This window comes from Ileibacterium valens (assembly GCF_001945525.1).
In the GTDB taxonomy this organism is placed as follows: domain Bacteria; phylum Bacillota_I; class Bacilli_A; order Erysipelotrichales; family Erysipelotrichaceae; genus Ileibacterium; species Ileibacterium valens.
Genome location: NZ_MPJW01000132.1, coordinates 1 through 23,576, shown reverse-complemented (window position 1 = coordinate 23,576; position 23,576 = coordinate 1). Strand labels below are relative to the sequence as shown.

General features: G+C 39.7%; 18 protein-coding genes and 1 other annotated feature. Of the genes, 6 read left to right on the top strand and 12 right to left on the bottom strand.

Annotated elements, in window-relative coordinates:
• Nucleotides 1-526: 526 nt before the first annotated feature.
• Nucleotides 527-1,246: a zinc metallopeptidase gene (locus BO222_RS06500; RefSeq protein ID WP_075819450.1), complete on the bottom strand. Its 720-nt coding sequence runs from the start codon at nucleotides 1,244-1,246 to the stop codon at nucleotides 527-529.
• Between the two features lie 546 nt (nucleotides 1,247-1,792).
• Here BO222_RS06500 and BO222_RS06495 point away from each other — a divergent pair.
• A complete protein-coding gene (locus BO222_RS06495) occupies nucleotides 1,793-2,818 on the top strand; it encodes a YdcF family protein (protein WP_075819448.1) in 1,026 nt (341 codons plus the stop codon).
• 198 nt (nucleotides 2,819-3,016) lie between these two features.
• On the opposite strand, the gene deoC is transcribed toward BO222_RS06495, so the two are convergent.
• The 3 genes from deoC to BO222_RS06480 all read right to left on the bottom strand — a co-directional run bounded on the left by deoC (nucleotide 3,017) and on the right by BO222_RS06480 (nucleotide 6,501).
• A complete protein-coding gene (gene deoC / locus BO222_RS06490) occupies nucleotides 3,017-3,733 on the bottom strand; it encodes a deoxyribose-phosphate aldolase (RefSeq protein WP_075819446.1) in 717 nt (238 codons plus the stop codon).
• A gap of 159 nt (nucleotides 3,734-3,892) precedes the next feature.
• Complete coding sequence (locus tag BO222_RS06485) at nucleotides 3,893-4,681, bottom strand: DeoR/GlpR family DNA-binding transcription regulator (protein ID WP_075819444.1); 789 nt, start codon at nucleotides 4,679-4,681, stop codon at nucleotides 3,893-3,895.
• 545 nt (nucleotides 4,682-5,226) lie between these two features.
• Nucleotides 5,227-6,501 (bottom strand): glucose-6-phosphate isomerase, encoded by a 1,275-nt coding sequence (locus tag BO222_RS06480; protein WP_075819442.1) that lies wholly within the window; start codon nucleotides 6,499-6,501, stop codon nucleotides 5,227-5,229.
• Nucleotides 6,502-6,667: 166 nt separating this feature from the next.
• Between BO222_RS06480 and BO222_RS06475 the strand changes: the two genes are divergently transcribed.
• Nucleotides 6,668-7,135, top strand: coding sequence for a divergent PAP2 family protein (locus tag BO222_RS06475; protein WP_075819440.1), 468 nt, complete (start codon nucleotides 6,668-6,670; stop codon nucleotides 7,133-7,135).
• A gap of 81 nt (nucleotides 7,136-7,216) precedes the next feature.
• Nucleotides 7,217-7,573: a NifU family protein gene (locus tag BO222_RS06470; protein WP_083647710.1), complete on the top strand. Its 357-nt coding sequence runs from the start codon at nucleotides 7,217-7,219 to the stop codon at nucleotides 7,571-7,573.
• 323 nt (nucleotides 7,574-7,896) lie between these two features.
• On the opposite strand, the gene BO222_RS06465 is transcribed toward BO222_RS06470, so the two are convergent.
• The 4 genes from BO222_RS06465 to BO222_RS06450 all read right to left on the bottom strand — a co-directional run bounded on the left by BO222_RS06465 (nucleotide 7,897) and on the right by BO222_RS06450 (nucleotide 12,156).
• Nucleotides 7,897-8,262, bottom strand: coding sequence for a PadR family transcriptional regulator (locus tag BO222_RS06465; RefSeq protein WP_075819438.1), 366 nt, complete (start codon nucleotides 8,260-8,262; stop codon nucleotides 7,897-7,899).
• A 421-nt stretch (nucleotides 8,263-8,683) separates the two neighbouring features.
• Nucleotides 8,684-9,523 carry a hypothetical protein gene (locus BO222_RS06460; RefSeq protein ID WP_143356961.1) on the bottom strand — a complete coding sequence of 280 codons (840 nt, stop codon included), beginning with the start codon at nucleotides 9,521-9,523 and terminating at the stop codon, nucleotides 8,684-8,686.
• Nucleotides 9,524-9,610: 87 nt separating this feature from the next.
• Nucleotides 9,611-11,089, bottom strand: coding sequence for a hypothetical protein (locus BO222_RS06455; RefSeq protein WP_143356960.1), 1,479 nt, complete (start codon nucleotides 11,087-11,089; stop codon nucleotides 9,611-9,613).
• 323 nt (nucleotides 11,090-11,412) lie between these two features.
• A complete protein-coding gene (locus tag BO222_RS06450; RefSeq protein WP_075819432.1) occupies nucleotides 11,413-12,156 on the bottom strand; it encodes an esterase family protein in 744 nt (247 codons plus the stop codon).
• A 552-nt stretch (nucleotides 12,157-12,708) separates the two neighbouring features.
• On the opposite strand from BO222_RS06450, the gene typA reads away from it, so the two are divergent.
• Nucleotides 12,709-14,547, top strand: coding sequence for a translational GTPase TypA (gene typA, locus BO222_RS06445; RefSeq protein WP_075819430.1), 1,839 nt, complete (start codon nucleotides 12,709-12,711; stop codon nucleotides 14,545-14,547).
• A 484-nt stretch (nucleotides 14,548-15,031) separates the two neighbouring features.
• The gene (locus tag BO222_RS06440; protein WP_075819428.1) at nucleotides 15,032-16,348 is read left to right on the top strand and encodes a YkvI family membrane protein; all 1,317 of its coding nucleotides are present in this window, start codon (nucleotides 15,032-15,034) and stop codon (nucleotides 16,346-16,348) included.
• A gap of 81 nt (nucleotides 16,349-16,429) precedes the next feature.
• Here BO222_RS06440 and BO222_RS06435 read toward each other — a convergent pair whose 3' ends face one another.
• The 4 genes from BO222_RS06435 to BO222_RS06420 all read right to left on the bottom strand — a co-directional run bounded on the left by BO222_RS06435 (nucleotide 16,430) and on the right by BO222_RS06420 (nucleotide 21,262).
• Nucleotides 16,430-17,059 carry a threonine/serine exporter family protein gene (locus BO222_RS06435; protein WP_075819426.1) on the bottom strand — a complete coding sequence of 210 codons (630 nt, stop codon included), beginning with the start codon at nucleotides 17,057-17,059 and terminating at the stop codon, nucleotides 16,430-16,432.
• A gap of 77 nt (nucleotides 17,060-17,136) precedes the next feature.
• Complete coding sequence (locus BO222_RS06430; protein ID WP_083647709.1) at nucleotides 17,137-17,940, bottom strand: threonine/serine exporter family protein; 804 nt, start codon at nucleotides 17,938-17,940, stop codon at nucleotides 17,137-17,139.
• 250 nt (nucleotides 17,941-18,190) lie between these two features.
• Nucleotides 18,191-18,523, bottom strand: a complete 333-nt coding sequence (locus tag BO222_RS06425; protein WP_075819424.1) for a hypothetical protein — start codon at nucleotides 18,521-18,523, stop codon at nucleotides 18,191-18,193.
• Between the two features lie 120 nt (nucleotides 18,524-18,643).
• Nucleotides 18,644-21,262, bottom strand: a complete 2,619-nt coding sequence (locus BO222_RS06420; protein WP_075819422.1) for a valine--tRNA ligase — start codon at nucleotides 21,260-21,262, stop codon at nucleotides 18,644-18,646.
• A 65-nt stretch (nucleotides 21,263-21,327) separates the two neighbouring features.
• Nucleotides 21,328-21,661 (bottom strand) — a binding site (T-box leader).
• Between the two features lie 157 nt (nucleotides 21,662-21,818).
• On the opposite strand from BO222_RS06420, the gene BO222_RS06415 reads away from it, so the two are divergent.
• Nucleotides 21,819-23,054 (top strand): ComEC/Rec2 family competence protein, encoded by a 1,236-nt coding sequence (locus BO222_RS06415; RefSeq protein ID WP_158024569.1) that lies wholly within the window; start codon nucleotides 21,819-21,821, stop codon nucleotides 23,052-23,054.
• The last annotated feature ends 522 nt before the right edge of the window (nucleotides 23,055-23,576 follow it).

The following is a 23,576-nucleotide window of genomic DNA, read 5'->3' as shown; positions in this document are numbered from 1 at the left end:
CTTCGATCTGTAATTTCTACATACAGATACTATTATAGTGTCTTCAAAAAGGTTTTGAAAGGGATTTTTCGGTCTGAAAGTTAGTCCGGACAAGCTTTCAGATTTCCAAACTGAACTAAAATATAGAATGCTATATTCCAAAAAATGAATATATTGAGATAATTTCTTGTTTATTCGGGATAATCCCATTGGATCTGCCTAAATTTCGATAAACAAAAAAGACGGAGTTTTCCGTCTTTTAAATTTGCATTAAATGTGAGCAGTTATTTTATCTGATCATTTGAAACCATTAAATGATTCGCTCTGGAAAAATTCTGAATTCTTTTTTACTTAAGTAAAAAAGTTCTTTTAATCATTCCGTCATCAAACCATCCTGTTTTTCTGACTTCGCTTCTACTTTTCAATTTATTTCATTTGGCTGACCAATTCTAATCACGGTTTTGTTTTGAGCAGATATTCAAACAATTTCTATTGATGTTTTCAATCTGCAAGGATCACTTCATGCGTTATCCTCAAAATTTCTGAATCAGCGCCGATCGCGGGAGTTATTTGCCATACCTATATATCTCAAAAGCTGTGTTAATGAAACAAATACGCTCGCAAGATAGGTACTTGCAGCAGCTGTCAGGACATGCTTAGCTCCAACCGCATCTGATTTTGAAAAGTGTGGATCGGATTGAATGGTTGAAAGTGCTCTATGGCTTGCATTAATCTCTACAGGTAAAGTGACTAATCCAAAAATCAACGAAGCTCCAAAACAAATGATTCCAAGCCACATCAAACCTGTAAAATCAAAAATCAACCCCAATAAAAACAATGGAACTGCTGCATTGCTGGCCAGATTGACCACTGGAACCAGAGCACTTCTCAGTTTGATTGGCACATAGTGTCTGGCATATTGAATGGCATGACCTACCTCATGAGCGGCCACACCAACGGCTGCTGCCGATCGTGAATCAAAAGTAGATTCCGATAATCTGACTACATTGGCGGCAGGGTCATAATGGTCTGAAAGAGATCCTGGTGTCCGTTCAATACGAACATGATTTAATCCATTCTTATCCAGAATATATCGGGCCGCCTGGGCTCCAGTCATCGTAGAACGAACATGCGAGTATTTATTAAAAGTGGATTTCACCCACATTGAAGCTAGCAGGGATAAACCCAGGGCGATCAATACCCAAAGATATCCGGAATCAAACCGATACCCTCCATAGCCAAAGCCATATCCATATGGTGAAAACATTTTCTTCCTTCCTTTCGATCATCTTAAATCTCATAAAGTTTCATTCAATTTCAATCTCATTGATTTCAATATTCTTATTTATTTCATTTTTCTTTATATTGATTAATATTGATTTCCCTCAGTCCAAATTCTTCAATTTCTCAATATTTCGATTTTAACGATCAGCTGCAAAGCCTGCTTTTCTTTGATCACAAGTACAGATTGACATATTTCACAGGCAAATCAAAGCATTGAACTCTGAGCAGATTCTGATTTTTATACATGAATATTCACAGCTGTTTTCATGCTCGTTATGACGATTCCCGTTTAGAATTCAGCTATGTATCTGACTTTATCATTTGCTGTCAGCTGGAATTTTCATACTTCAGATTTTGATCTTTTTACTGAAGTCTGATCCTGGCAGCCTGGTTTATTTGTTCATCTGTTTTAATTGAAAATCAATCGATTAAGATCATTTCATCTGTCATTCCTGTAAGATAAGACCATGTATTTTCACTACAATTGATTTTCACTGGACAGAGATTATTCTTGTGCTTGAGGAAACTTATGATCTCTATTATTTTTACAATTTTATTTATATCTATCGGATTTTTTACATTAGTTATGATCCTGAAGCCCCGCTCGCTATTGTCAGGATTTTCGTTTGTACTCATGCTGATCTGTCTGCTTGTTTGTGCTCTTCTTGTATTAATCCAGTTTTCAGAACAGATTGCACAGATTCCCGGGGCTTATATCGTCATTGCGATCCTGGCAGTCATTGCCATGCTGATCCTTGGATTTTTCCCTATCATGCTGATTCTCTTTTTAATTGTCGAAGGGATTAAAAACGTCAGACATGAAGGATTCAGAATCCCTAATCTGCTGAGCCTTGGTTTTGGATTATTTCTGATTGCCTATTTCTTTATCAGCCCGATGATTCTGGTTCATTCAGAAACCATCAGCCTTCTATATTTGATCGTATCCATTGCAGTGGGCTATTTTTTGATGATTCTATCGATCTATTGCCTGTCTGCCATGCTCAATACGATTCATCCTTTTTCAAAAAACAATATAGATGAAATCGTAGTTTTAGGCAGTGGAATCCTGAAAGACAAAATGACACCTTTGCTTAAGGCCAGAGTTGATGAAGGAATACGGCTGCTCAATAAACAAAAAGATGCAAAACTGATTCTTTCCGGAGGTCAGGGACCAGGTGAAGATATTCCAGAAAGCCAGGCTATGGCTCAATATGCCATTGTTCAGGGAGTTGATCCAAAACTGATTGTTATGGAACAGGAATCCAAAAATACCCATGAAAACCTGATGTATTCCCGAAAACTGTTTCGACCAGAATCCAGACGCATCGCCATTGTGACGACCCGCTATCATGTTTTTCGAGCTTTGATTCTGGCCAGACGCATGAACCTGAACTGTAAAGGATATGGCTCAAAAACGAAATGGTATTTTTCTGTAAATGCCATGCTAAGAGAGTTTATTGGATATCTTTCATTAACCTGGAAAACTCATTTAACCGTTCTGGCCATTTTTCTGGCACCGCTGCTTCTGACTGCACTCATCCTTTTTACTTTCTGATGCTTTCTCTGATTGAATGACAAACAAAAAACGTAACCTGCAAAACATCAACTGCATGATTGAATTTCAGCATCACTGAGTTAATGATCGAAGTAAAAAGTCTTCAAGTTTATCGAATAAACTTGAAGACTTTTTTCATTTTGCCTTTAGAGAATGGTACTTAAAGCTCGGAAAAACTGATGATGAATCGGATTAGTATTAATTGTTTTGAGAAAGGTCTAATACGACAGGTACTGAGCGGTAGCCGATACCCATTCGGTCAATTCCCATATCAATTAATTTTAAGAAATGATCTCTTGTGCGGATACATCCGCTTCCCTTAATCTTTGCTTTTCCATCTGCTTCTTCCATCAGGATCTCAATGACCTCAGGTGAAGCTCCAACAGCGGGATATCCTGTTAAAAATCCGGTTGAAGTTTTTAAGAAATCTGCCCCAGCTTTTATAGCTGCTCTAGCTCCCGCACGGATTTCATCTTCAGTTAAGGCGTCTGTTTCAAGAATAACTTTTAACTCTTTTCCATACTTATGACACTCTTTGACACAGGCTTTCAGATCATCTGTCACTTCCTCAAGCTTGCCAGATCGAATTTTTCCAAAATTAGCAACAATATCCACTTCCTTGACACTTGGATACTGGGCAGCGATTGCGATTTGTTCAACACGGCTTTCTGTAGAGCTTGTACCAAAAGGAAAATCCACAACTGGACATAATCCTGTTTTACTTCCCTGGACAATCTGATCACACAAATCCAGATAACTAGGATTAATACAGATTGTCGCACATTTAAGCTTTTTACCATCTTCTGTCAGTTCGATGATTTCCTGCTCTGTAAATTCTGGCTTTAAAACCGAATAGTCGATATAGGCAGCCAGTTCATCCTGAGTCATTTCTGCAGCTTTTTTTAAAGGTTTCATTTTCTTTCTTTTCTCCTAATACAATGACGGGATTCTTCCGTTTTCTCTGCTTATATTATAGAATTTCAGTTAATTACTTTCCTATATTTTCGACTATTTTCTTTTGTTTATGTTTTCGCTGCGCTTAGATTAAATTACCATTTTATGAACTTTCTGTTTTTAATCGTTTGGCTTTGATTGACATTCATCTGCATCCAGTAAAACAAAGTGGTCAGGAAGTTCTTTTCGAGTTCCTTTCCCACTGACTAATACAGCGACAAATTCATCCAGTGTTGCATAAGAATAGAAGCCTCGTACATTCAATTTTGAAGAATCGACCATCAGAAAGGATTTCTCAGCGAGCCGAATGGCCATTTTCTTAATTTCAGCTGTATCCATTTCTGCTGTATAGGCTTTATTCAAATCCACATCGATTCCAGCACAACTGATAAAGGCATAGTCAAAATTGAATTTACTGATCTGTTCGACCGTCATGGGACCGGCACACATTTTGTAATATGGTAGATAAGTCCCGCCGAGAATGATTAATTCTCCGTTTTTGGAGTTAAACTGATCAACAATCATCTGATTATGGGAGACAATCTTTACCTTTTTATCCTCCAAATATTTGAGGAATGGAAGAAATGTCGTTCCTCCGTCAATGAAAATGCAGTCACCATCATTGACCAGATTGGCGGCATATTTACACAATGCATCTTTTTCCCTGTAATTGATCCCAGTTCGATCAGCCATCAGGGTTTCAGCTTCAGTAGTCAGTATTCGCTTTTTCGAGAGAGATTTCGCTCCACCGTATACTTTCAGAATTCTTTTTTGCCTTTCGAGTTCATCAAGATCCTTACGAATGGTTACTTCCGTTACTCTGAATTCCTGAGCGAGTTCTCTGGTTGAAGCAAAACCATTTCTTTCCACAAGTTCTGTAATCTTTTCAAGACGTTGTGACGCAATCATCTAAAACACCCCTTCAATCCACTCTTTCTCTGTAATAAACAATCAATGATTAGGCCAGTTTTTATTCTTCTTTTATTTTCCGTAAAGTTTCAGGCAGCAGGATCCATCTCAGTCCATTTATTTTCATATGACGATAACGACATTTCCGAACATCAATATACTTAAATTCTTTGTCATTCTGTTTATTTATAGAGAACAACTGTTTACATTCAATTGTCTATATATTACTTGAATTATTCGGCAGTGGATTATCAAAATAGAAAATTATGTTTCTTTTACAGGCTCTAACAGGTGATGCAATTTCCGTTATTTGATTTATTTTCAGAAGGCAAAGCCATCAACCGATGGTTAATAGAAAGTATGGATAAGTATTCCATATATAACCGGCATAAATGATCATATTTTTCTACAGAAAACAGATCATTGGATCACAAGCGGATAGAAAAAGAGCCGATCATCAGATCAGCTCTTTTTTTCGATTCTTCATTTGATTGTTTTTCGAATATGAAGCCATTCGATTTCAGAATCTGAGGATTAAAATATCCTTATTCTTTTCCAAGAAGCTTAAACATATTCTTCTTGTAAACTTCAACACCAGGCTGATTGAATGGGTTGCTTCCATTGAGTAAGGTTGTCATCGCGATGGCCTTAAAGAAGAAAGCACACATATTTCCAAAGTCATAAGAAGTCATTCCAGGCATGGTTAAAACGATATTTGGTACATTTCCAGTCACTTCATGAGCTTCAAGAGTACCCTGAGCAGCCATCTTATTGACCCAATCCACATTCTTTCCTGCCAGATAATTCATATTATCCATGTTGGCTTCATCGGATGGAAAGGGAATATCTACAGGGGGCTGATCAACATACAGATTGGTTTCGAACAGGACTTTTTTACCATCCTGAATGAACTGACCTAAAGAGTGCAGATCAGTTGAGAAGACAGCAGAGTCTGGAAGAATTCCCAGACCGTCTTTGCCTTCAGATTCACCAAACAGCTGTTTCCACCATTCAGCAACTTTCTGCATCTGAGGCTCGTATTCAACAAACATTTCAACATCATAACCCTGATTCTGTAGGATTCTTCTGGCTACCGCATAGGCATAGGCTGGGTTCTGATTCAGATCTGCCATACCATATTCTTTCATACCTTCATTTAAGCCCTTCATCAAATCTTCAATGGAGATGCCTGCAACCGCAATTGGGAGTAATCCAACTGGAGTAATGACAGAGAAACGTCCACCGATATCATCTGGAATAACAAATGTTTCGTAACCTTTCGTATCCGCCAGATTCTTTAAAGTTCCTCTTGCCTTATCTGTTGTAGCGATAATACGGGATTTCGCTTCTTCACCATATTTATCCCACATGAACTGTTCGAGAATGCGGAAAGCGATTGCGGTTTCTGTTGTTGTTCCGGATTTGGAGATTACATTCACTGTAACTCTCTTATCCTTGATGTATTCCATCACCTGGTTGATGTAAGTGCTCGAGAATGTATTTCCCGTGTAGATTACTTCAACTTTCTGATCCGCCGGGTAAAGACCATTGACCATTTCGATCGCAGCGCGGGGACCTAAATAACTTCCACCGATTCCGCAGACTACAAGAACATCTGAATTCTCCTGAATTCTTTTTGCAGTTTCGAGAATACGGGCAAATTCTTCCTTGTCGTAATTTTCATCCCAGTGGAGCCATCCGATAAAATCGTTTCCAGTGCAGGTTCCATTCTGAAGAGAAGCGTCAACTTCATTGACTTTTTCCTGCCAGGAAGCGACATCTTCATTCAATTTAGCGTGACTTAAATCCAATGAAATCATGTTTGATTTCCTCCTTCATTATTGCTTGTTTTCATTATAGCAATGAATTGCGCTGCTGAAATAAACTTATTTACTTCCATTGAATGATTCCGAAGAATATGAAAACCGGTTCATCCCGTTGAGTTTTGCTGAAGAAAGCTATTGTTCTAAGGTGTATACTGATTGTATGCAAGATCAGTGCCTTTATCCTCTGGTGACCGCATTAACCGCAAATCTGATTGCTCAGGTCGCCAAGGTATTTTCACATTATTATAAAACCGGTGAGTGGAACCCTCGATGGGTTTATGCGAGCGGTGGATTTCCATCTTCTCACTCCTCAACCGTAACCGCTCTGACACTTTCGATCGGAATTCAGAATGGGTTCAACACATCCCTGTTCGCGGTCACATGTATTTTTTCCTTTATTGTTATGTATGATGCCTGTCATGTTCGTTATTACACAGGCAAAAATATTGAACTGACTCAGCAGCTCGTCAAAGATCTGCGGGATATGATGAATGTTCCATTAAGCGATCCAGTCTATCAGGAAAAGCTCAAAACCGTCCTGGGGCATAAGTTCATTGAAGTTGTCGGTGGGTTCTTTGTGGGACTGATTCTGCCGATCCTTCTTGCTCCCCTGTTTTTACAGGCATAAAATATTTAAATCTTATGCAAAAAACAAAGAGAAGGATTCAGGGACATCCAATTCCTGCCTTAGTAAACTGGAGGTTATAAAATGCCGGAAGAAAATAAGAGCGTTGAAGAAAAAGCACCTGTAACGATTGATACCGATCCAATACAGGATGACAATATCGAAATCAGACCATTAAAAGAAGGGGAATTGCTGAATCGGGCTGAACGGACCAAATGGGAAGAAAAAGCCAACGAGATTCTCGATAAAATTCGTCCCTATATTCAGCACGATGGCGGTGATTGTGAACTGCTTGGAATTGACGAAGAAGGCATCGCCTATGTTACATTCCTTGGTGCCTGTGCAGGCTGTATGATGGCGGGTGAAGATTTCTCAACCGGAATCAGATTGCTGCTTCTTGATGAATTCCCAGAACTCAAAGAAGTCGTTCTGGTCGGATAAATTATTAAACGATATTGAAAATTAAGTTCTATATTTTGTTCGTTCTAACCGGATATCAAAAAGATTTCCGGTTTTTTTTTCATGTTTTGTGATGCTGCTTTATAGAATCATCGCATCATAGGATTTCTCATGGATTAGCGGCCCCATCTTTTAAGTCCTGTTTTTCTTTTAAGTCATGCTTTTTTTCAGATTATTTCAGCTTTCCGTAAATAACTGTTAGATCACTTTTAGAATTCTGCCTCGTAAAAAATTCTGTTTAAAAGAAAAACGCGAAGCTTTATGGCTTCGCGAATTTAAATCAATAGCGCTTCATAATCTTCAGACTACTTCGGTTGATCAGCTTCAATTCCCTGCTTAGACCATTGGATAAACTCATCAATGATACTAATTCTGGACTGATACTCCACGATCAGCTGATCAAGGTAGCTAATCCCCTTGGATTCAAGATGATAATACACGCGCTTCCGATTTCGAACGGTTCTTGTGAAGCTGCTGATGTATCCAGACTGTTCGAGACGGTAAAGAAGCGGATAGAGAACACCATCTTTAATGTCAAACATGCCGTGAGTATGCTCCCGGATAATACCAGAGATTTCATACCCATAATAATCCTGTCTGCGCAGTGCCGAGAGGACAAGCAGTTCTAACTTAAAAAAAGCGTTCTTTTTTGAATGGTCCTTCTTAGGCATATTTTTTCCTCTTAACGCTATCCAAGACAGTGTAACCTAATATTTTTGGCAAAAAAAGGTTAAATAGAGATCAAATTATGCTTTAAAGGTAGGAAAACAGCTATGAAAAGAATATAATTCTTAGTTTATATAATATAGGGTTATCCACAAAAAATCGTGATGCGACAAGGGTTTTATACATCCTGAAATATTTCGAACATTATCATACCCCTCTATTTCCATATGAAAAAAGGCGATTCAAATCAGATAACTTTTTCTGAAATAATCCGCCTTTTTTGTATGATTTTTAAACATAATTCAAGGAAACTATAATCTGAGCTGATTAAGCCTATAAATTCGAAAGGCCGCTTTGGGATATCTGTCTTCCCTTCATCAGCATCCGATTTCAAAAAAATCCAAAACGTTCAATGAAAATTCAGATTTAATTCGGAGTTTCAACCAGTCCAATGCTCAGAGCGCTGGCAAGATCAATCACCATTTGAACAAGATTTTCATCCTTACGTTCGAATGATTCGAGAATTCTTCGTTTTTGGAGCTGTTCAGCAATTTTTAAAGCAATATACATCTCAAGATGATTTGGGATAAAAATTCTGATTTCGGTTTCTTTGTCCTTCTCATCATCTGCAGAGTTACAACCCAGAGTTGATGATTTGCTCTTTGCCTTGCTTTGTTTCTCGTTTTTCGCACTGCAGCTTGTATGGATATATCTTCCTGCTTTTGATTGTTCAAGATCATGCAATAATGATTCAATTGATTTTAAAGTCGACTTTTGACACACTCTTTTTCTGACTTCTTCAACAGAATGGCCCATCTCAAAAATTTGAGAAAGAGTCTTCATTTTCTCTAGTGAGAAACCTGGATAAGAAAGAAAATCATATTCGTCCAGAGTCCGTACATAAAGCTGAGTTTTTAAAAAAGACTGTATTCTGGCGGGATACAGATAATCGATAATTAATTCTCGCAATTTCCATTGCCTGCTTTTGCCTGTTTCGCCAAAGAGAACACATGAAGCATGGAATGGTTTTAATCCGTTTTCAAAAGCGGCAGCCATTCGTTTGGTTAAAGCTGTATTCAACCAGGGTGATGAAAGGATTTTCTTATGGGAGTCATTCAGATGGGCAGCCACCCTGTCATCATTAAAGAATAAAGGAAGATCACATTCTCTGGACCCTTCGCTGATCCCATCCTGCCCTGCGATTGACGCGTTATCACTTCCGTCATTTCCATATCCGCTCTCTTTTATTTCAGTATCCTCGTTCATGTCAGTTTTTTCTGCTGTCTTGATTTCTGTTTGATCAGATGAATGAGTCTGCCCTCTTACATGCATGGCAGCGGCAAGTCTTGCCAGTCATAAAACGGGCTGTTCTTCTTCGTTTTCAAGAAGATAAGGCAAATACCAGTTGTTCTCCACTAAAACGGCTTTGAGATCCTGCCCAGTTAAAAGAGACATGTGAATAAAGGTTGATTTTGAGTACTCTGCGATTTTGATAATCAACGATTTCATCTGATCACTGTAGCATAAACCATCATCAGGATAGACTCGAATAAAATAATCATCGATCCATTGCTTAAAATCATCATTTGACGCCGCGTTCTCTAAGGACGTTCCAAAAGACTCAAAAACAGATGGCAGCCAGTCCTGAAATGCCGGGACCATTTCTTTGGAATAATGATAGGGAATCAGAGCCATGATCTGTTCTTTGCGGTTTTTGGGATCACAATAGCAGCCAATGAAAGCATGCTTCTTTTTTATGGACTTTAAACTCCTGCTAATTTGTTCAATTGCAAGCGCAGGATTATCAGCTTTATCAATTTTTGTAAGTATTTTTGTCCATTCCTCTTCAAAACGATTTTTAAGCCATTCCCTTTGATTTTCCTGCATGTCACCCTGCTCTTTAAAGTCAAGAGAACGGACAAGGTTTTCAAATTGTTCTTTGGCTTTCTTTTCATCGCTTTTCTGTGTCAGCTTTTGCAGAGGACCATCGAGCTGCATGGATTTTTTTCTTACATTGCTGGCTTTGGATTCAATATTATTTCCTGATGATTGAGCCAGGGCTTCTGGATCAATTCCCTCCTGAATTATTTCCAGAAGATTTTGATATTCTTTATATGAAGACTTTTTTCGAATCATCTTTTCGATCAGTCCGGAGTGGACCAAAGCCGGATTCATGGAAATTGCCTGCATCACCAGTTTGCTTTGATCCTGATCAAGCTGTGACGTAATCCAGAGCATATCCCCATTGATTGAGTGAAAATGCTTATCGATCTTCAGCTCCCGGCTGAACATTTCCATCATCGCCTGATTCAGTTCATTTCTTTGTTCGACTTGAATCTGTCCTAAAAAAGACGAGATCTGAAGACCAATGGAATCTGAACAATCTTCTTTGAGAGTTTCTGCGTGTAAAGCGCCTTTTTTTAAACCGGTGTTGATTGTCGATGGCCGAATATTCTGGGGATCATAAACAATCACTCCATTCTTGTTTTGAAGAGACTGTGACAATTGCTTAATAAAACTCATCCACTCAAAATTATTCTTGGTCGAGTTGCCTTCTGTATAGTCTAAAAACAGACCATCTGCCTGATTGCTTGAAAAAAGCGCCCGCAAAAGATCTCGCGCAATCTTTTCATTTCTAGCATCTATTTGCAAAACGGACAGTTCTTTTAAACGGCTTCCTTTCCAGGAACTTTTCAGAATACTTTCCAGCCTGGCAAACAGGGGTTTGCGGCGCGACTCAGAGAATAAGAGAGCGCTATAAACTGTTTGAGATGTTTTAGTATCATATTCACATGTTAAATACACATAAACCGTTTCTTTACTTAACGCCATTTCCATCCCCCCTTTTCACCATTATCCAATCTGGGTATAATGAAGACGTCTTGGGATCAGCCCAAGCGCCTCCTTTCTATTTACAATACAGACCATGCGCCGATAATAAACAAGCATGGAGGAAAATCATGAGATTTTCTGATCTAAAAGACACTGAGACGTCCAGTGTCTTTTTCTATGCTGATAATCATCCAAAGAAGGCCTGCTTGTTTCAAAACCAATCTTGTACTGAATTTTTATTCGATTTTATCCGCTCATCAAACAGAAAAAGCGTCGGACTCCATTGAACACATGTGTTTGGACAGAGTTTCGACGCTTGCTTTTTATACCATTCCAGGCAGGTACAGTGAGATCTGTCTTTCCCAGCTAGGCCAGTCATGCGGAATATCATATCCCCAGAAATTGATTGAAGAATGAATTCCCTTTTTATAGAGCACGTCTGCCAGCTTTCTTAAGTCGTTCTGGCATTCATTTTCCCAGGCTCCCTGACCGACGACAAATACCGCATTCGCCTGATTGTATTTCTGAATATATTCATGATCATGAGGCATATTCGGCAGATAGGACATTGGATTATTCTTATAGAAGTTCTCATCAAAATTGCCATCATAAATATAAGGTGACATATCGTAGATTCCGCTTAGAGCAAGGACCTTATTAAACCGATCCGGGAAACGGAAAAACAAATTAGCAGCATGTGTGGCTCCCATACTCGCTCCCATAACCATCATGGGTTCAGACTGATCCTTGCCAGCTTTGGCTAAAGCACTTGGAATCAGTTCATTCATCACGTATTGTACCCAGTTTTCCTGTTGCGCCATTCGCCAGTCGGATCGGCCAAAGGAAGACCAGGTTTCATGATCAACTGAATCAACAGTAACAAACTGAATTCGTCCATCGTTGATCAGATCGCCCATCAGATTAAACATATGGCGATCTTCCCATTCAAAAAAACGTCCATCCTGACATGGAATGACCAGGCAAAGCGGTCCGCTATGACCATACATCTTAAATTCCATATCGCGATTCAGGAAATTGGAATACTCCTTATAGTATTCAACTTTCATTCAATTTTCTCCTTTTGCAGCACTTCAAAATCGTTGCCCAAACAGGAACTATTTGGGTGTCCTTAATAAGATACCACGAATTAAGCTCTGAAAGAAATTTTCCATGAAAACGATTGCTGAAACGAAATAAATCGGTTTCAACGATCCTATCTGTTTTCGGCACTTTTTCTTCTCAGACCATTATCAATCTTAATTTGGCGTATTCAAAATCCTTTTTCTGTCATTTCTAGAACTCATCTCTTTTTGTTCAGAAATTTGAGCGAGGGATTTGGTCCGTATTTTTTCATTGAAAAAAAATATTTCAGTGCTTTATATTCCTTTGACCTCGACTTTCTTCATACAATATTTGCTTCAATTCTGGATTTCATCATTTCCTGATCTCTTTTCTTTTCCAATGGCAGGTTCATAAAACTGAAATCACGTATCAAGCCGATCGAAAAGAAAGCACTTTTCTGCCATTTTTTCAACGAGATGCACAACCTGTTTGCCAGATTTGAACTTCCGAAAAACCCGCATATAATACAGGTTGGATTTTAATGAAAGTGAGACCTTATGGCAGACAGAGAAGATATTATTAATATTGCGGTCATTGCCCATGTCGACGCCGGAAAATCCACTCTGGTAGACGCTTTCCTGCGGCAGAGTGATGTATTCCGTGAAAACGAAGAAGTCGTTGACTGCGTCATGGATTCGAATGATCTTGAACGCGAACGCGGCATTACCATTTATTCAAAAAACTGCTCCGTAATTCATGATGGAGTCAAGATTAATATTGTGGATACCCCCGGCCACGCCGATTTTTCAAGTGAAGTAGAACGTATCATCCGTACGGTTGATACTGTAATTCTGCTTGTAGACGCCTCTGAAGGTCCAATGCCTCAGACCCGTTTCGTCTTATCAAAAGCCCTTGAAATCGGACTCAAACCAATATTACTGATTAATAAAATCGATAAGAAGGATCAAAGAGCAGAAGAAGTGGTGGATGAAGTTTACGAACTTTTCCTAGATCTGAATGCGACCGATGAACAGCTTGACTTCCCGATCCTTTATGGCGTAGCCCGTGAAGGTAAGGTTTCCAGGGAACTGGATGACAATTCTGAAAACATCGAGCCCTTGTTTGAAACAATTCTTGAACATACAAAGACTTATCCAAACCTGGATGAGGAACCTGTCAAAATGCAGGTATCCGCTTTAGCTTATGATGATTATATTGGCCGTTTAGGAATTGGACGAATCTATCAGGGTGTTCTTCGTCAGGGAGACTCCTATATCCGTGTCAATACAGATGGTATTGAACACAAGGAAACCATTTCAAACCTGTTTGTGTATAAGGGGCTCTCAAGAACCCCAGTCAAGGAAGCTCATTCCGGCGACATCGTTGTGATTTCCGGCATGCCTGACCTGTCGATTGGAGATACAATCTGCGATCCAATGCATGTTGAAGCCATGCCTCATATCCCTATTGAAGAGCCAACACTTTCGATGAACTTCAATGTCAACAAGTCGCCTTTTGCTGGACGCAGCGGCAAATACGTAACTTCCAGAAACATCAAGGAACGCCTTGAAAAGGAACTTGAAGTCAATGTCGGACTGAAAGTTGAACCAACCGAAAGCGCTGACTGTTTTAAAGTCAGCGGACGCGGCGAACTTCATATTTCCATCCTGATTGAAAACATGCGTCGTGAAGGTTATGAATTAGCTGTTTCAAAACCAGAAGTCATCCTTCATAAGGATGAGAATGGCGTGAAGGTAGAACCGCTCGAAGAAGTTGTTTGTCTGATGCCAGAACAATATTCCGGAACGATTATTAATGCCTTAAATCTTCGCAAAGGAACCATGGTTAACATGGAAGAAGAAAACGGCTATGTCCGTCTGACTTATGAAGCCCCAACCCGCGGACTCTTAGGTTTCAGAACTCAGTTCATCAACGAAACTCATGGTGAAGGAACTCTGGTTCGCCGTGTAAGCGGATATATTCCTTATCTTGGAGAAATTCCTCAGCGAATGCTCGGAGCCATGATATCTACAGATACCGGAACCGCAATGACCTATGCCTTATGGAACCTTCAGGAACGCGGAGCCTTATTCATTGGACCTCAGACTGAAGTTTATGAAGGTATGATCATCGGTGAATCGGCTCGAAACATCGATATGGATGTTAACCCGCTAAAAAACAAAAAGCTGACTGCTATCCGTTCTTCAGGACGTGATGAAGCCATGCTTTTAACCCCTCCAAGAGTGTTCTCACTTGAAGAAGCACTTGAATGGATCAACGACGATGAGCTTGTTGAAGTCACTCCGGATTCCATTCGAATCCGTAAAAAAGGCTTAACCGCCCAGGATCGTCGCGCCCTCTACCGTGAAAAAATGTCAGCTGCATCAAGAGGATAACTATCCAGCAGATTCTTAATAAAGTTGAAACCTGAAATAATCAGATTCAAAGAACAATCTTTAACCGAAAAAATGGAATATTCATTTTTTCGGTTTTTTTGTATACAGTCTGTTCCATTCATTTATCAGGAGAGTCAGCCTTCATCCATCATTGCTTACAACCATACCTGTAATACCTTTTAATCTTTCCATGTTCACAGCTGTTATTCATATCTGTGAGTCTAATCAAAACAGCTTGTGTTCTTATCTTCCTTTCCTTTTACAATTCATTCCATGAAAGAACTGATTGTTTTGCAGTTACTCGTCCGTTAAAGCAGACCAGAATCTTCTGAATTCACATCGAAAAAACGAACAATTATTTTATCCGAAAACAACTGAAAAAGAAATTTCTAAGTCAAATAAATTGGTTGTATCTAACACAAAATGTATTATAAAGAAGTATTTTTTAACTCAGATAAATGTTTTTCGTAAAGGAGGAGACGTATTGAGTAATAGAAAAGAAATTTTTAAAATCGCATTCGCGTATGTAGGGGTTATTGTTGGAGCCGGCCTGTCAAGCGGACAGGATATCCTCCAATACTTTTTAAGTTTCGGAACGCCTGGATTAATTGGTGCAGCAGTACTTGGAGTTCTGAACATTATCTTTGGAAAAATCATTCTTAGCTTAGGCTCCTGTTTTGGTGCACAAAGTCACCAGGAAGTCTTCTCACATATCACCAGCCCGTGGATCACCCGCATCATTGATGCCATTCTGATCGCGGCAAACTTTATTATCGGTTTTGTTATGATTGCCGGTGCAGGAAGCAATCTGCAGCAGCAGTTTCATATTCCAACCTGGATGGGAGCACTCATCTGTTGTGCGTTAATCATTCTGGTTTCCTTTCTTGATTTCGAAAAAATTACCGGAATTCTTGGAATCTTCACTCCAATCGTTATCGTTATGATCGCACTGATTTCTTGCGTATCCCTGATGCATTTCGACTTTGATTTCTCAACTCTTTCAGCCACTGCATCAACGCTCGCATCGCCAATGCCAAACATTTTTCTATCTGTGATCAATTACTTTTCGCTCTGTATGCTTACAGGTGTATCAATGGCATTTGTTCTGGGCGGATCAATTCTCCGGATTGATACCGCAAAAAAAGCTGGATTACTTGGCGGTTCAATGATTGGTCTTGTCATTATGGGTGCTGCCTTTTCCATGTTTGCCAACATAATTTCAATTAAGGAAGCTGAAATGCCAATGCTATCCCTTGTTGCAAAAATATCTCCAGTACTTTCCGGTTTCTATGCACTGGTTATATTTGCTTTGATTTTTAACACAGCTTTTTCACTGTTCTATGCGGATGCTTCTCGTTTTGCAAAGGGCAATACCAGAAAAACCAGAATCTGGATGATCATTCTGGTTGCCTCAGGTTATGCTGCAAGTTTTGGCGGATTTAAGGATCTGATCTCAAATCTGTATCCAATTCTTGGATGGTTAGGAATGATTATGGTCCTGATTATCGCAGGTGCGTGGTTACTCAATCAAAAACGGGTGGTCCAGGAAAAATATATTCGACGTTCAATGGTTCATCTTTTCGCAAAGAAAAAATATATGCCCGAATATTACACAGCCGTTGATCAGAAGAAGCTTGAAAAATTGAAGAAACTGTCGGCTTCGCCTTCTGAAAAACTTGTAAGCAATATCAAAGATTATGGCAGACAGCTTGAAGAGCAGCTCAAGCATCCAAAAGCTATTATGAATTACCTTAAATCTGAACTGCCAGTTCAAGAAACTTCATCCTTTGAATCTGCTTAAATCAAATTCAAATTCATTTTTGGACTGAATATTCAATATGGTGGTTCAATATTCAAAAAAGTCAAAAAATGCTCAGACTTTTCAATCGGAGTCTGAGCTGTTTTTTGACTGTTTTTTTGTGAGATTCTGTTTAGTGATTTTTCCTTGATTTGAGAATGAATTCGAATCCAGACAGGACTTTGATTTGTCCCGCTTAGGTGCCTTTGCATAGATTGAAGATTTTACTGATTCAGTTTTGGTTTTTGCACTGCTGACTGCTTTTTCCATCTTCCCTCTTGTAAAGAAGAAAAAACGGGTCAGAGCCGAAACAATTAAGGTTCCCAGACAGATCATGCCAGCAATAGTAAAAGTCGATAACGCATAAGACAGCCCTTTATAAATATCGCCATCGATAAATGCGGTCATAAAGCGATACGCATCTCCTCCTGGAACCAGTGGAATCAATGCACAGGCTAAAATCGTAGTTACTGTGATTTTGAGTTTTCGGGCCATGATTTCTGCACAGATCGTCAGCGCGATGGCTCCCAGAAAATTTGAAACCGCTGCATCCATGTTTAACATCTTTGAGCAGATCAGATAGACAAAACCACCCACTCCACCCGCAAATGCGGCATACCAGACATAATAATTCCGGACATTAAACAATACCGCAAACCCTAATGAGGCAAGTCCTGCACCGATAAAACCCCTTAAAAAGATTTCAAGAAGCATAAGTATAGCCTCCTCTATTTCCACTTGCGGACAATTCGATCAGGTTAAGTTTCGCACGATGAAATTGAAGTAAAAAATCAGAACGCATAGATACCTAACCCTGCTCCTATTGCAATCGAAGCGGCAATCACAAATGACTCAGTAAATCGAACCAGGCCGGATAAATAATCGCCCATCATTGTATCTCGAATTCCATTGGTTATGGAAAGCCCTGGAACCAGGAGCATCAGTGTAGATATGATAATTGTATTCACATCACAATCCATGGAAAGATAATGAGAAATGCGAGCTATAATCGCTGCCACAAAAGACTGCACAATAATGATTAAAAACGGATTGAGCCGAATTTTTTCAAAATACAATCCACATTCGCGAATAACCCAGCCAATCACAAATGAAGCCGCTACATCCATCAGTCTCCCATAAAAGAAGACCGCAAAACCACCAGCTCCAATCGCGCCAAACAAAGACTTCATCTGCGCATGATAAACCGGTATATGCTTAATCTGATTTAATTCACGATCAATCTCAAGGACATTCAAATGGTCATGAACACACTTTCGGCTTAACGAGTTAATGGCATTAATAATACTGATATTTCGTTCTGAGGAATAAATCCTTGCTACTTTGGTAGCCATTTCATCTTCTGTACAGACTGTACACATAATTCCAGTTGCCGAAACATATGGATTGCATTCTTTGACACCTTCAATAGATAGTCCCATTCTTTGCATCGTCTCTTCAACGCGATAGACTTCTGCTCCAGCAGTCAGAAGCATGCTGCCTGCCTGAATAATGGTTTCAGCGATTTTGATTGCCTCTGATTTTATTGGCCTCCTGGCTTCAAAAACCGGTTGAATTCCGGTTGTCGATTCTTTCATTTCTCTTTCCTCCAGGTCGTTTCAGATTCATTGATTATTTTGGTTGGATATCTATGTCTTAGCGATTTCCAACAGAATCCGGTTATTCTTCAAATCTTAGAATAGTCTTTTTTTGAATGCAAATTCAGCGTATTACAACCAATTCATATTGTTTTTTTGAGGTTTTTAGATGACGAACGAAAAAAGCCATTCTGCAAATATCGATTAACCGCAAAATGGCTTAAGAATATATATTATTGCTTTATTGCTGTTATGACTGAGCTGGAAGTGCCCAGGAAGGATTTTCAAGTTCATGTTCAGGATCAACCGCATCGGGATTGACCATATCATCCTGAGTACCCCAGATCAGATAAAAGGTATTGGAATGCTGCTGAATGCCTTCAAGAAGGTCCGAGAGCTGTTCCCAGGTTTTGTTCCGGACTGGACAGTTGGCCACTTCCGCAATAATGGGTTCGTGATCGAGCATCAGATGAGTTTTGAATTCGTCAAATGATCGGCTCTTCAGGTTGAACAAAGCACATAACGCTTCAAAAGGATGATCGCTTTGCATAATGCGTTTCGCATCAATATGGACTGTTTTCATAGGCCCATTTTAAAGCACTTTTTCTAAAAAGTCAGATTCAAAGACTTTAGGTAAAATGTCATTTTGAATTTGAATCCATGCTATTGATTATCAATCTCTCAGCTGCGGTCCAAACCAGGATTAACCTTGCATCTTTGCGATCAGCTCTTCAAGTTGTTTAACCGAAAGTGCTAACTGTTCCTGGTTGTTTTTGAGTTTTGTTTCTTCAGCTTCAATCTTGGCAGCTGGAGCCTTGGAAGTAAATCCAGGATTGGAAAGCATCTTTTCAGAACGTGCAACTTCTTTTTCAAGCTTTTCGATCAGTTTTTCAAGTTTGGCTTTTTCTTCATCAAGATTGATCAGAGAAGACATTTCAGTTCGAATGAGCCCTTTATGAATGTTTCGGCTTAACAGATCACCGCTCAGTTCTTCATTCAGATGCACTTTTGCCATTCCTTCCAAAAGGTCGGCAATGGTCTTCGGGAAGATTCTTGGACTTCCATTTTCATCCTCAATCCGCACTTCAATGATTTCTTTTGGCTTCAGATTATACTGACGTTTTATTTCTCGAATGGCTTCAATTGCTGAGATCAGAATGGTCATATTTTCAACAGTTGTCTCAGAAGAAGGCAGTTCCATAACAGCAGGCCAGCTTTCTAGCTGAATGCTTTCCTTTTCATAAGGAAGATTCTGATAAATGTGCTCGGTTACAAATGGCATGTACGGTGAAAGCAGAATCAGAATCTGTTTTAAAACATAAGCCAGAACCGCTTTCGTATTTTCTGCTGTCTTTTCATCTTTACTGTTTAATGCCGCTTTAGAAAGTTCAATATACCAGGAGCAGAAATCATCCCAGGCAAAGTGAAGAACTTCATTGGCTGCAATAGCTAACTCATAACGATCCAGATTCTGAGTTGCACTTTCAATCGTTTCGTTCAGACGGGAGAGGATCCAAAGATCTGCATCCTGCAGGGCATCAAGATCAAGCTGCGGCAGCTCTTCGCCAATCTGCATCTGCACATAACGGGAGGCGTTCCAGATCTTGTTAATAAAGTTCCATGCGGCATCAACTTTTGAAGGATCATAGCGGAAATCCTGACCCGGAGTTGAGTTTGTCGTCAGGAAGAAGCGTAGGGCATCCGCCCCTTTTTCTTCAATAACATCCATCGGATCAATTCCATTTCCTAGCGACTTGGACATCTTTCTTCCCTGCGGATCACGGATCAGTCCATGAATTAAGACTTCCTTGAACGGACGGTTATTCGTATCAAAACGCGCCTGGAAAGCCATACGTGCCACCCAGAAGAAGATGATGTCATAGCCGGTGACTAAGACATCGGTTGGATAGTAACGCTGATAATCATCTGTTTCTTCTGGCCAGCCCATTGTGGCAAAAGGCCATAATCCGCTCGAGAACCAGGTATCAAGCACATCTTCATCCTGCTTCCAGTTTTCAATGTCTTCTGGTGCCAGTTTGCCGACATAAATTTCTCCTGTTTCCTTATGGAACCAGGCTGGAATTCGATGACCCCACCATAACTGTCTGGAAATACACCAGTCTTCAATATTTTCGAGCCACTGTTCAAATGTTCTTGAAAAGCGAGGTGGGATGAAGTCGATCTTCTGATCCCCTTTCTGAGCTTCCAATACCGCATCTGCTAATGGTTTCATTCGAACGAACCACTGCTTGGAAAGATAAGGCTCAACAATCACTCCTGTTCGTTCTGAATGACCAACCATATGCGGATGATCTTCGATATGATCAACCATTCCATTGGCATCGAGATCAGCGACTACCGCTTTTCGACATTCGAAGCGATCCATATCTTTGTATTTTCCAGCCAGTTCGTTCATCGTTCCATCTGGATTCATACAAACCGGCATCTTCAGATTGTATTTTTTAGCCAGATTAAAGTCATTTGGATCGTGAGCTGGAGTACATTTCATCACTGCTGTTCCAAAATCAAGATCAATGTAATCATCGGCCATAATTGGCAGAGCTTCATTGTTTACCGGATTCAGGACATGCAGACCAACATACTTTTTATAACGTTCATCATCCGGATGAACAAATACTGCCTGGTCGGCAAACATAGTCTCAGGTCTTGTTGTGGCAATAATCAGCTCATCTCCGGTTTCCTGAACAGGATATTTGAAGTAGTACATTTTGCCTGGCGTTTCTTCATGAATCACTTCAATGTTTGAAAGCGCGGTTCTGGCCTGTGGATCCCAGTTAATAATTCGCTCTCCCTGATAAATCAAGCCTTCGTTGTAGAGATTCACAAAGGTAGTCAGTACGGCATCATTGAGTCCGTCATCGAGAGTAAAACGCTCTCTTGAATAATCTAGTGAAAGTCCAAGTTTAGCCCACTGTTCACGAATATGAGAAGCGTATTCTTCTTTCCACTCCCAGGCGCGTTCCAGAAATTTTTCACGGCCAATATCATAGCGGGAAATTCCTTCTGACTGCAGTCTGGCATCAACTTTTGCCTGAGTCGCAATACCTGCATGATCCATACCGGAAAGCCAGAGAACGTCAAATCCCTGGGCTCTTTTATAGCGGGATAAAATATCCTGCATGGCGGTATCAAGAGCATGGCCCAGGTGCAGTTTGCCAGTTACGTTTGGAGGTGGAATAACGATTGAATATGGAATTTTTGACTGATCGCCAGCCGTGAAATATCCTTTTTCGATCCAGTTCTGGTAGGTTTCTGGATTTTCAACTAAATGGTGATCATACTTTTTTGAAAGTTCACTCATGTTTCTGTTCCTTTCTGATTTATGCGATGAATCTTGAGCAAAAACAGGCAAAAAAAAAGAGCGGTCCAAAGGACGAACTGAGTTCGCGGTACCACCTTCGTTACAAAAGCCCCATTTCTTCAGGAAGTTTTGTCCATTCCTCTTCAATTCATTGCGAAATGAAAATGAATATCAATTGAATCCGTATCCTTCCTGGCTTTTGCCTCTTTGACATAACGCTGTCCCTGCGCAAAACGCTAATAAAGTCAGTTTATTTTTCCATCAGGAAAAATATCAAATCTTCTTGTTCACATTTTGAGCTCCCGGGCTACCTTCTCTGATTCCTTCTGCCTTCTTTCACCTTTTGAAAGCTCTCTGTAGTGCCGGAGATCAGATACTCCTCCCGTTCATCGCATTTTTTACCATTATAGCCATGAAAATCCTCTTTTCAAATCTTTATCCATCTAAATCCAGCGGTTTATCGAACATTTTCCATAAATCATTAAATCTGTCATCGATAATGTTTCATTGTCGATTATGATAGAGGCAGATGAAAAAGGAAAAAGAAGGGAAAAATATGCGAACAAAAAATCTTTCTAAACATCAGAATTTTACTTTTGCTGCATCAAAATGGTTTAAAACAACCCTCTTCATTTCTGCTGCCTTGATGATCACGGGATGCAGCGCAGTCAATGCTAAATCAGATCCTTCTGTCCTGAAGAACGCAAAATCTTCCGATCAGGAAATTGAAGTCCATGTTCTTGATGTCGGTCAGGGTCTGGGAATAGTAGCCATCAGTGGTGATGATGTTCTTATGTATGATGGCGGGGACCGCGATTATTCAAGTTATGTTGTCAGCTGGCTCAGGAAAAATGGAATCAGCGAAATCGATCAGATGATTGTCAGTCATTATGATGCCGATCATCTCAATGGTCTGGTTGGTGCTTTGAACACGATGACAACCGATGTGGTTTACGCTCCAGACTATGCATGTGATACAAGAGTCTGCAATTCATTTCACAATGAAATTGTTGAACAAAACATTGAACTGATTCATCCAAAACCAAAAGATACCTTTGAATTTAAAGAGGCGACAGTCACTTTTCTATCTCCGCAAAATCATTCCTATTCTGAAAATAATGATTATTCTCTAGCCATCCGGATTGAACTCGGGGATTCTTCTTTGCTGATCAGTGGAGATGCGGAATATGATTCTGAACAGGAAATGGTCTCAACCTTTGGAAACAAGTTAAAAAGTGATGTATATGTTGCTGGTCATCACGGATCATCCTCTTCGTCGAGTGCTGCTTTTCTTGATGCTGTTGATCCAGAGAGTGTAATCATCAGCTGCGGTAAAGATAACTCCTATGGCCATCCGCATATGGAAACTGTGAAGGCTTTTGAAGACAGAAACCTGGATATTTACCGAACCGACCAGCAAGGTGAAATCACCTTTACAATGACTGAAGATACAATCACTTTTAAAGAACAGACTGCGCCGGATCCTTATGCTCTTGGAAGCAAGTCGATCTACCAGAATCAAAGTGGGAATACGAGTCAATCGACCGGCAATCACCACCAGGAACACCAGCAGGATCATCATGATGAAGTCCATCATAATCAGACGACAAATAATTCCCAGCCAGCTGCAGCTGACTATATCCTGAATACAAATTCTCATAAAATCCATGTTCCAAACTGTAAATCGGTTTCCAAAATGAAAGAGAAAAACAAACAGGCCGTCAATGATTCGATTGAATCCTTAAAGAACCAGGGATATTCCCCCTGTCAGAACTGTCTGAAAGGTTATTAATTTTTTTTGAAACAAAAGTGACAAATTCCCGCCGCTCATTTTCGCAATGGTTGCGTAACGAATGGATTTATATAATATTCAGTATTCACAATTTGTTTTTAAACATCCATATAATCTCCAAAAACAGCCCATTTCTTACATTCCAGAGAATCGGGCTGTTTTTTTTCGGGGAATTTCTTTAGAGTCTGGATCTGATCGTTTTTCATTTTCTCGAAGTACGAAAATTGAACAACAGAGTCAGTTTGATTATTTTCAACAAATAACTATTACATCCTTTTAAAATTATGCAGTTTAAAAACGCGCAAATATTTTTGATTCAGAATTCAAAAAAAACTATAAACTTCGTTGGAGTTCTCGAACATTTTTCTTAAAACAAGTAATCAACGACTGAACTTTGTAAATGTCAATCAGAAAATGTACAAATTGGGTAATTAAAAGATGTACAATTTTGAGCATATTAAAAGAGAGCTGGGGGCGGTGAAACGCAGGTGATGTCGGTAAAATATCGGCCATTAGACATCA